6 protein-coding genes are annotated in these 7,382 nt (G+C 70.6%); 1 reads left to right on the top strand and 5 read right to left on the bottom strand.

What is annotated here, in order from left to right:
• Positions 1 to 137: 137 nt before the first annotated feature.
• Entirely contained in the window at positions 138 to 275 is a 138-nt protein-coding gene (locus K4S16_RS44810) for a hypothetical protein (RefSeq protein ID WP_160161244.1), read from the bottom strand.
• A 332-nt stretch (positions 276 to 607) separates the two neighbouring features.
• Between K4S16_RS44810 and K4S16_RS43950 the strand changes: the two genes are divergently transcribed.
• Positions 608 to 1,555, top strand: a complete 948-nt coding sequence (locus K4S16_RS43950; protein WP_149265075.1) for a hypothetical protein — start codon at positions 608 to 610, stop codon at positions 1,553 to 1,555.
• A gap of 725 nt (positions 1,556 to 2,280) precedes the next feature.
• On the opposite strand, the gene K4S16_RS43945 is transcribed toward K4S16_RS43950, so the two are convergent.
• The 4 genes from K4S16_RS43945 to K4S16_RS46300 all read right to left on the bottom strand — a co-directional run bounded on the left by K4S16_RS43945 (position 2,281) and on the right by K4S16_RS46300 (position 7,377).
• Positions 2,281 to 3,234 carry a hypothetical protein gene (locus K4S16_RS43945; protein ID WP_149265074.1) on the bottom strand — a complete coding sequence of 318 codons (954 nt, stop codon included), beginning with the start codon at positions 3,232 to 3,234 and terminating at the stop codon, positions 2,281 to 2,283.
• Positions 3,235 to 3,869: 635 nt separating this feature from the next.
• Entirely contained in the window at positions 3,870 to 4,640 is a 771-nt protein-coding gene (locus tag K4S16_RS43940; RefSeq protein WP_149265073.1) for a thiopeptide-type bacteriocin biosynthesis protein, read from the bottom strand.
• A 14-nt stretch (positions 4,641 to 4,654) separates the two neighbouring features.
• The gene (locus tag K4S16_RS43935; protein WP_149265072.1) at positions 4,655 to 5,731 is read right to left on the bottom strand and encodes a lanthionine synthetase C family protein; all 1,077 of its coding nucleotides are present in this window, start codon (positions 5,729 to 5,731) and stop codon (positions 4,655 to 4,657) included.
• Complete coding sequence (locus K4S16_RS46300) at positions 5,728 to 7,377, bottom strand: lantibiotic dehydratase (RefSeq protein ID WP_235037461.1); 1,650 nt, start codon at positions 7,375 to 7,377, stop codon at positions 5,728 to 5,730. The genes K4S16_RS43935 and K4S16_RS46300 overlap by 4 nt, the downstream gene beginning before the upstream one ends.
• Positions 7,378 to 7,382: the final 5 nt, after the last annotated feature.

Genomic DNA, 7,382 nt, shown 5'->3' with positions numbered 1-7,382 from the left:
ATTCTCAACACCGGGTGGCTGGTTGGGTGGGGTTCGGTCGTGTTACATCATGAAGGAAGCCCCCGCCCGGTGTGTGGGCGAGGGCTCGTGGTGGGCTCTGCTGCTGAATCTGTCTGAACTGGTCGCTAGCCGGTGTGTCAGAAGATCAGGTGGCGGAGCCCCTCGAACACCAGGGTGACGAACGCGCCGCCGATGACTGCCGCGCAGACAGCGCCACGCATGCAGGTGACGTCCGCCCACTTCTTCATCCATCTGAAGCTGATCTTGCAAGGCATCTTGTACCTCCCTTTCCTAGGCGGGTAAGACAAGCCTCCCGAACAGCCTTTTCGTGAAGTCCTCAGACTTCGCGGGGTTCTAAAGTGGGGCCATGCCGAGGACTCCCCCGAGCCAGGCGGACCGTCAGCTCATCGATGCTCTGGCCGCTCGCGGCGTCACTATTACTCCCGCACGGCTGGAACGATGGCGGTCCCAGCGTTGCTTGCCCCGCAACGTGCGGCATGGGCTGGGGAGAGCCGCGGGCTCGACCTCAGAGGTGGTGCCGGGGCTGGTTGACTATGTGCAGGCCCTCGCGTCTGTGGCTGGCCAAGGCCGATCCGTACACCGTGCGATGCTGGCCCTGTTCATGGCCGGTGTTCTCCAGCCCGACGATTCAGCTCTGTTCACCACCTATGAGGCTGCGGTCCGTCAGGCGTTCCGCCGGCAGATCAAAGCAGGGGACGTGAGCAAGCGGCAGATCTCTGATACCGCAGTAGCCGGGGATCTGCCCGTCGACACTGCCGTGGACAACGCCTTCAGGCTGGCAGAGCGTGCAGGACGAAGCGTGGCCCGCCAGACCCGCTCGCTCAGCGACTTTGCCGCCGAGGTGACCGGTATGCCGAAGAGGACGTCGGCGGAGATCGCGCGGCACAACGAGGAGGCAATTCTCCTCTCTGCGGAGATCGGGCATGCCCCAAGTCAGGGCCCGGGGTATCTCCTCCGCGATTTCGAGACTCGTGGGCTTCCCCCGCTTGATCTGCAGATCTGGGTGGGCCCTGGCTGCGCGACTTGCGAAACTCGCCTTCAACACGGGCCTGGGTCAGATCAGGGGCGCCTGGAACTGCTCGACGCGACACCTTTCTGGGAGCTGGACCGCGCGAGGGCCCTGGCGGGCACGGTCTGCCTCATGGCCGACAACTTCCGCGCACAGGCGAGAGACGATCCCGACAACGTGCTCGCCCAGGGAGTGATGAAGCTCTTCAGCGTCACCGCCCTCCGGCCCCTCCTCGGTATGCCCAGGATGGTGGACGCCAGACGACCCGAGAGCATCGTGTTCGCTACCCTCGCTTACCTCTATGACTGTCGGCTCCTGAAGTCGGCAGCCCGCGTCGTCCTACAAATCGCTGACTGGATGATCCCCCCGGACGAAGGCAACCCGAACAAGATGATGTCTGTGTTCAGGGCGTTCGCGCGGACGATGCCACGCACGGATCTGTCAACTGAGAACACACACGCCCTCCTTATCGTCGATGGCTCCCTTGCCGCTGCGGAGGCCGTGCTCCGGCCCGTTTTCCACTGAATATGAGGCCTACGCGGCTCCTGAGAAGCGCACGCCTCCATCCCGGTCGCCGACGGAGATCGAAGAGCGAGGTCCTGCGGCACTGAGAGGAGCGGGGGCCCGCGGAGTTAGCCAAACACGGATCCGCGCGCGCCATGGCCGAGCCGCGCCAATTCGGCCTTGGGCATGGGCCATCTATGGGGACCGTCGTCGCGAAGGTCAAGGCACCCTACAGGGGAGCGGAATGCCGTCGTTCCGTCATGACGGCGGATCGTCCCGGCGAGTGCGCGGCGGCCGCCGCGACGATCCCGAGAGTCCGTGACCGACCCGGGGCCGCGACACGGGCCGCGCCGGTGACCGATCCCCGCGCCGGTGTCCGGTCCCCGCGCCGGGGGCAATGCGCGGCCCGTAGCCATCTCGGGATGTCCGCGCGCACCCTGAACCGTCGCCCGCGCAGTGCTGCCGCTGTCCTGTAGGTGCCCGAGTGCCGGGGGTTAGTTAGGTCGCGGACCCCGCTCTGGGGGGCCCTGTACGGGCTCCTCTTGGCCGTGGCGCCGGACCCGCCAGTGCGCCTCACTCACCTAACTCTTCGCAGCTCGGCCGGTGGGTTAGGCCGCGGCGGGCGGTGAGTGAGTTTCCTACCCCTGCCGCCGGAACCGGCTAACGGCCAAGGCCTCCGTCTCGGCCGTGGCCGGGCCCGTGGTTTGGGCCGGGGTGGCGGTGTGGGTCGTTTGGCGGGGCGCCGCCTAGCGGGCGGCGCGCGTGTCGGCGTGCTGGTGGCGCTGCTGTTGTTCGTGGTCGGCGCGGTCAGCAGGGAGGGTGGCGCGGATGGCCTGTTCGGTGCACAGCTCGGTGAGCCGCTCGCGGGCTTGTGCGGCGGTGGCGGGGACGCGGGGACGGGCGGTGTGGAGGATGCGGCGGGCGGCGCGGGTCTCGGCGGTCAGGCCGGCCGCCCGGTCGGGGGCGGTATCGAGGTCGTCGGCAATCGCGGCGGCGAGGTGCTCGGGCCAGTGGCGGGTCAGGTCGGTGTGCTCGGCCGTGGCGGCGCCGTCCCGCCAGGCCGGCCGGGCGGGCGGGCCTTGATCGCCGGTGAAGGGGGCGGCGGCCTGCAGGGTGAGGTCGGCCAGGCGGGTGCGGGCATTGTGTTCGGCGGTGGTCGCGGCGGCGAGGCGGTCGTGTGCGGCGGCCTGGTCTCGGGCGAGCTGGGCCCGGCTGGTTCCGTGCGCACGCAGCGCCAGGCGGCCGAGGTCGGCGAACGGGGCCAGCTCGGCCAGGCGGGCCCGGGCGGCGTCCTGATCGGCCAGGGCGACGGCGAGCCGGGTCCGGGCGGCGGGCAGCTCGGTCTCGGCCGCGGCGGCGAGCGCGGCGGCCCGCTCGCGCAGCCGGGAGGCGGCGGGGCCGTCGCCGGCGCGGGCCTGCTGCAGCAGAACGGCAGCGCGGCCTTCGACCTGGGTGAAGCGGGCCAGCTCGGCGGCGGCGTGGTCGGCCTGGCGGCGCAGGGCAGCGTCGCCGAGGTGGCCGTGGGGGCGGCGCTGCCAGCGCGGCGCGGCGTTGGCCACGTGGACGCGGGCGGCGATCCGGCAGCGCCCGTATCCGGTGTGCAGGACGGCGGCCTGCCGGCGGTGCTGCTGGTGGGCGTGCCAGGCCTGGATGAGGCGGACCACGGCCAGCAGGGCCAGGACCAGCGCGGCGATCGCCACCGCGACCGCGGCGTCCTCAGCGCCCGCAGCGGGTGGCGGCGCGGACGAACCGGGCGACCTCGGCCAGATCTGATCCCACAGGACGGTGAGCGCCGCGGTGGTCGGCGTAGTGGTCGCGGGGTGCGCGGGGAGCGGGGTGTCTGGGCTGACCAGGCCAGGGTGTGGGCGGCGGCGGCCGCCAGTTCGGCGGCCAGCTCGCCGTCGTCGACGCGGTCGACCAGCAGGCTGAGCAGCCCGGTGGTATCGGACGCGACCGCCGCCCATCCGGCGAGGTCGCCGTGCGGGAGGTCGCGCAGGGCGCGGGCGGCGGCGCCGACGCGGCCTGCTGCCACTGCTCGGCGTCCGGCCCGCCGGGCTCATCGGCGGACAGTGTGCGTCAAGGTGCGCGGGCTCACCCGTGCGGGCGGGACCGCAGGCCTGTACCTGGTCAGGGTCGCTCGGGGTCGAGGCCGCTCCTGGCGGCTCTCGGCAAGGATCCACTTGCGCTCGTCCAACGTGCGGGCGGCCAGGAGCCGCCGGGCCAAAGGCGCATATCGGCGGGCGGCGTCCTGATGCGGCCCTTAGCGCGGGGCGATGACCTCGCCCGCAGGGGGCGGAGCCCGCGTCGGTACGGACTCGGCCAGCGGATCACCTGTTCAAGCCAAGATCGCCTCTTTCGCGGCCTTCGCGAGTGCACCCTGTGCCATACCGGGGATTCCGATCCGGTTCCAGTGAAAGATCACATGGAGAGTGGTCACACTGCGGATTCCTCGTGTGAGGTGGCCACTGTTTCGCAAGGCTTTCAGTTGTCTGCCTGCCTTCTCGAAAGCGGTGAGCCAGTCGTTGCCGATTTCTTCTGGCCGGGCTGTGCCGAGCAGGAGGCGGCGGACGTCGTCGGTGAAGGAGGCCCATGTTGCGGGGTCGGGTGGTTCCCGACGTAGGACAGAGCGTTGCTCGGCGATTCGGGCCCACACGTCGCCTTGCTCTTCGAGTTCCAGGCCTGCGGCACGCATGAGAGCGGTGCAGAGGATCAGTGATCGTTCTCTGCGGTCGGTGGGGGCGCCGTTGAGGAAGGCGAGCAGGTTGCGGCTGTCGGCGTGGAACAGTTCGTGTGCGGTGTCCATGCTGGCGTGGCCGCCGAAGGCGTGGATCTCGGGTTCGTAGATGTCGCTGGTCCAGGCGACGCCTTGGGTGAGCAGGGGGTGGACGGAGCAGTCGCCGCGGTTGCCTGTTTCGGTGGGTAGGTAGCGGATGCGCCAGCGGTCCTTGCGGATGAAGAACCACGAAGTGATAAGGCCATCCACCTCGGCGTCGGGGAGGACCGAGCCCAGATGGGCGACGGCTTGGCGTTCGCGCTCCCGGGGGTCTTGGCCGGGGAAGTCGATGTTCACCTGCGTCCAGAAGGTTTCCGGGGAGGTTTCGTCCATGCTCTGGCCTTTCGTCAGCACAGCAGGAGGCAGGCGTCCCAGGATGTGGCGATCCCAGTGGCGGCCAGGTTCGCACCGGCCGTTCCGTCGAGGAAGCCGGGTGGCTCGTCGGGTGCGGCGGTGGCTTGCCGGTGCAGGTCCAGCAGTCGAGGGACGGGAATCGGACTGAGGGCGTCGGCGGCGATGCGCCGTCCGGCCGCCAGGAGGCCGCCAGTTCCGTGGCAGAGGCCGCGGCAGGTGAGGCGCGCCAACTGCTGGGGGTCGCTCACGCACGCCACGAAAGCCGTCTCGGCCTTCTTCTGGCGGTCGGTGTCACCGAGGGCGAGGGCGGCGAGTTGTTGGGCGCGGGCGATGCCCGGGGTCCCGTAGCACCAGGATGGCCGCGACGGGCACGGCTGGCCCACTGCGTCTTGGCGCAACTCATCCAGGGTGGTGATCTGTGGCCACCATGCGCGGCCGTCATCGGTCTGGCGTTCCCATTGGTCGAGCCACTGGCAGATGTGGGCGATCGCCGCAAGTTGCCCGTCGGTGTGGACTCCGTCGATCATTGTCAGTGCCATCAGGGCGAGGGGCCCGGTGATTCCATGGGCCATCCCGTGGTTGCTGTGGCCTCCGGCGGGGCCGGGCTTGTTCCAGTGGGGACCGGTCGGGCACCACCAGCCGGGGAGTTCGTCGAGCGGCTCGGTGAGCCGGACCAGGTAGGTCAGCACGTCGCGGAGCAGGTCAACGGCGCCGATGCGGCGGAGGGCGACACCGAGTCCGGTAAGGCCGCGGATGAGGTCGAACTCGGCGTAGGCCGGGCGCCGGTGTTGGTCGATACGCCGGTGGGCGGCCTCCAGGCGCTGGCGTGTCACCGTCGCGGTACCTGCGGCGGCGACGGCCTTGGCGCGGGTGAGCCCTGGCTGGTCCGACGCGGCGAGGACGAACGCCAGGGCCGGAGCCCCGTAGTAGAGGCTGGCCCCGGTGGCGACGCTGACGCCTCCGGAGACGGCTTCCTGCAGCGCCGCGTAGGCGGAGTCCCAGTCGCCGGTTTCCAAGTGGTGAAGGGCAATGCCGGCGGCTCCCTCGGCGAGGTTCTGCTCCCTGCTCATGGGATGTCGGCCACGGTGTCTCGGTCGTGGCGTCCGGTATGGAGGTGGGTGTGGGCGATCGCGCGCGCCAGCCGTAGGCAGTGCTCCTCGGATGCGGTGTCGACGCCGATCATGCGGGCGTGGTGGAGGTGCAGCAGGTCCGCCAGCACCTGATCGGTATCCAGCCCGTCCTGGTCGGCGCGGGCCCGATACGTGGCCAGCGTCCCCGCCAATACTGAGGTGTCCGGGTCATTGTTCGGGTAGGGAGTGCTGGCGCGGGCGAGCTGCGCGGGATCCAGGCGCGGTCCGCTGCGGTGCGGCACGTGGCTGACGAGCCACTCCAGGCCGTTGCCACCGGTGAACCCGTGAGCGATGTTGATGATTCCGGCGGCGGTAGCGGCCTCCCGGTTGCCTGACAGCCGCCCGATGACGGTGCGGGAGTCAGCGGCGAAGACCTTCTCGGCTGCGATCAGGGTCGGCCCGCTTCCGTAGCGGGTTTCGGGCCGGTAGGTCGCCAGGGTGTAGTCGACCACCAGTCCGTCGTCGTGCAGGCGCTCCGCCCACTGGGCGAGGTCATGAGCGGCGCCCGCGAACTGGCTCCTATCGCGCAGCGGGATCCGTAGTCGCAGGTGGTGGGCCGGGTCGGGGTAGCGCAGGAACCACCAGCCCACGGGGAGGTCGGGGAGGCGGGCGAGGATGTCGGTGAGGATGTCCGGGGATCGGCCGTACAGGCGGGCATCCAGCCACCGCGACCGTCCGGGCCGGTGCTGCAGGGTGCAGGCTGGACGGGCTGGTCGGGCCGGGCGCGGAGGTTGCTGCGGTGTCGCGGTGAGGGTGAGCAGGAGTTCGGCGGGTCTGCCACCGATCCAACCGGAGGGGCCGTCGGCTTCGGTGAGGGCGGCGCCTCCATACCGGTGGAGATGGCTGCGCAGCACCGCCAGGTGGGCGGGCTCGTTCAGGTCCAGGCGCAGCCGCACATCGTCGAACCCGCGATCCTGGCTGATCAGGACCTCACGCGGCACCCTGTGCTGTTCGCGGTGTCGCTGCCAGGCGTCCTGCCATTGCGGCCATGACGCGGCGCGGCCGGGAAGTGCGGTCGCGGGGATGGTCCAGCGGGCCGGATGCAGGATGGCACGGCCTCGCCGGACCCTCGGAAGGAACGGCAGACCGCTGGCGTGCCCCCAATCGAACCTTGCGCACGGGGCCGTCCATGCCGTCCAGATCTCGGTCATGAACCGCACGAGCGGCTGCTGGGCAGTCGGCAACATCACGCAGTTGAGTAGGAGCGGCTCGACCGGCCGCCCAGTGGTGGCCGATACCAGCCACAGCCGCTCGCCGTCGCCGGCCACTGCCAGGTCCGCGACCGTCCAGTGAGGATCGGGGTGGAAGTCCCCGACCGGCAGCACGGGAAGCAGCTCGGGCGTGCGGGCCACGGTGGCCAGGCGGGCCTGGAGCGGAGGCGCGGACAACTGGACGATGTCCGCGCCGGGCATCGCGGTCGGAAGGCCCGCATACACGTCGTGGAAGCGCTCCAGCTCGCCAGCGGTGAGTAGGTGCAGGAACCGTCCGGCCGCGACCCCGGCGTGTCGGGCACCGCTGGTCACGGTCAACGTGAACGCGCCCCGGTCGAGGTCGCGTGGTGTGTGCGCGGCGAGGGTGAACCGCAGTTCGG

This window comes from Actinomadura sp. K4S16, assembly GCF_008327685.1.
Taxonomy (GTDB): domain Bacteria; phylum Actinomycetota; class Actinomycetes; order Streptosporangiales; family Streptosporangiaceae; genus Spirillospora.
This window is presented reverse-complemented; position numbering and strand designations above follow the sequence as displayed.